The following is a 2,366-nucleotide window of genomic DNA, read 5'->3' on the forward strand; positions in this document are numbered from 1 at the left end:
GGCATGGGCGGCGCTAAACGACCCAACCGTTAACTATATATACATACTAATACTTTCAACTTCAACCATTTTCCATGAGTTACCTTTTTTGAAGAGTTGTCCGGTAATTTTAATGCGCGTACCACGTCCATGGGCATCTAAAGCTACACCGTAACCATCCTTTTCCAAGCTTACCTTGACATCAATTGTTCTATTATCGTGCTTTATCTTAATAGTTGCTTGACCCATAAAGTTATMATCACTTGCAGGGTTTCGAGTGGAATGAAGTGTGATTATAGTCCCTATTATAGTCAGTGTCTGAGGTTCAATTTTCTTGAGTTCATTTGCCGCATACTCAATATTTACATATGCTTCCTCCGAAAGGAGCCAATTGAATTTATTTTTAATGTCCTCAGAAACCTCAAATCTGTAGCTCCATTCTACACTTAGATTAATATTTTTAGTTTTGTTATTGGAGATTTCGAGTAATGATTCACACATCCTCGAATTAAGTCCAATGTCATAATTACTGACTAATATATCTGCATCATGATTATCTACAGATTTCTCTATTAAATCCAGACTGCGTACAATCCTTTCCATAACACGTCTTTCAAATGGAATATCTTCTTTATCGAATAGTACCATTTGAATCGGATCAGATGTAACTGGTGAATTGATAGTAAAACCAAAACTCCCTTGAAATGTATGATCGAACTCGCATATCGATGCGTGATATTGTCCCGCTAATATCGGCTTATTAAAGAATGGTAAGCTTATTACTTCAGAACTTGCAGAATACATATAAAGGTTCTTTATCGCATTCACACTATCCGCTGCGTAGGACAGTGGGATTCCTCCACGTCCCACATTTGGTACACTAATCCTAAATATGTCACGATTTATCCGTGATATTTCATTTATGATTTCTGATACATGTTTTTTTTGTATAGAGGCAAGTACATTTACGATGTCTCGCACTCGTAAGTGAAAATCATCAAAGTAAGAGTATGCAGGAATAAACAATTCCAATGGTTTCCCATGATCGTTATTTATGCCTGTGTATCGCATATTTTTTTTATTCTTATTTGTGTAGTCTTTAGTCCATCCGTGGTTAATAAGGTACGCCTCAAGATCATTGAGGGAGATATTGTATATATTATCTTTCATTATTCATAAACCCCCGATTGAACATCCTCATATAGTTTTAGGATAGCTTCCGGAGAAAAGACCTGCTCGCGAGGTATTCTTATCCTTATCTTACTGGTGTTGTTAGTAGGTTCCCCATTAACATAATAATAATAACAACATTTACGAATAAATAGTTCTTCTTCAGTCAATTCCATCCAATCTATTTCATCTTTCGGCAAGCAAAGAACCATTAGAAAGCAGGGATATGATTTGTTTCTATGTCTGTAGATAAGTTTATTATAAGTATCGACTTCTAAGTCGTATACTATTGTGGTATCTTCAAGCTTCCAGTTAATAGTCGCTTTTAACTGGCAGTCAAATATCACACCCATGTCAATAAGCTTTCCCTCGACACTATCCACTCTTCTTACCGAGACATCGACACCATAGTCATGTGATGTAATATCAATAGGGAAACCAGACATCGCCACAACTGCACTTATATATGAAAGAGAAAGGAACTCTTCTTTATGTTGTATTTTTACCGACAACAACCTCACCTCATCAACTCTATTCGACAAAAGGAAACATCTTCCTGCAACGTAAATGGAATTTGATCAAGTTATCGACTACCCCTCTCCCTCGTGCGCGACATGCGTATTCTTTTCCGGATTAGCTACCCGCTTTACTGGACCGAGGGGGTGCTTGAACTTCGATCAGCTACCGATTACTGCCCAATTGAATGGTATATGAGAAATGGGGTTTGGAGTATTCAGGGAATTAGTGACATCGATAATTATGAATTTAAGTAAATTTCGAAATGCTCTCGATTCCACAATCCAACATTCAACTGGCGAATACTTCGTTAATATGAAGGAAGTTTAACAAAATACAAAAAGCCCCCTCCCTGAGGAAATGAGGGCTTTGACTTATTTTTTGAAATGTTTGAAATACTCATCTGATATCTCGACTGTTTCACACTGGAATTCGAAAACTATTGCTTCAATATAACTAAACCAGTCATAGTATGAATTAATGAATTCCTCTGACTCAATCGAACCTTGTTTCAATTCATCTAACATCGAGTAGTATATTTCTAACTTCATTTCAATTCTCATAATCAATTCATAACAATTTCCACTTATTTTAGAGGATATCTTTTTTAATTCTCCAAAATCATTTTCTAAAAATTCATCCAGTATACCTTCAACCTCTAGTAATTGTTCTACATTCTTAACTCTGACAAATGCAGATAG

The 2,366-nt window shown here is 36.0% G+C and carries 3 protein-coding genes; all 3 read right to left on the reverse strand.

Translation table 11 applies throughout. The features are described from left to right. Nucleotides 1-33: 33 nt before the first annotated feature. Nucleotides 34-1,149, reverse strand: a complete 1,116-nt coding sequence (locus AC1DWB_RS33650) for a hypothetical protein (protein WP_477545439.1) — start codon at nucleotides 1,147-1,149, stop codon at nucleotides 34-36. After that, entirely contained in the window at nucleotides 1,149-1,661 is a 513-nt protein-coding gene (locus AC1DWB_RS33655; RefSeq protein ID WP_477545440.1) for a DUF4365 domain-containing protein, read from the reverse strand. The genes AC1DWB_RS33650 and AC1DWB_RS33655 overlap by 1 nt, the downstream gene beginning before the upstream one ends. Nucleotides 1,662-2,039: 378 nt before the next feature. Next, a partial coding sequence (locus AC1DWB_RS33660) for a hypothetical protein (protein ID WP_477545441.1) occupies nucleotides 2,040-2,366 on the reverse strand: 327 nt, incomplete at its 5' end.

The organism is Paenibacillus sp. P4_E11 (assembly GCF_056401635.1).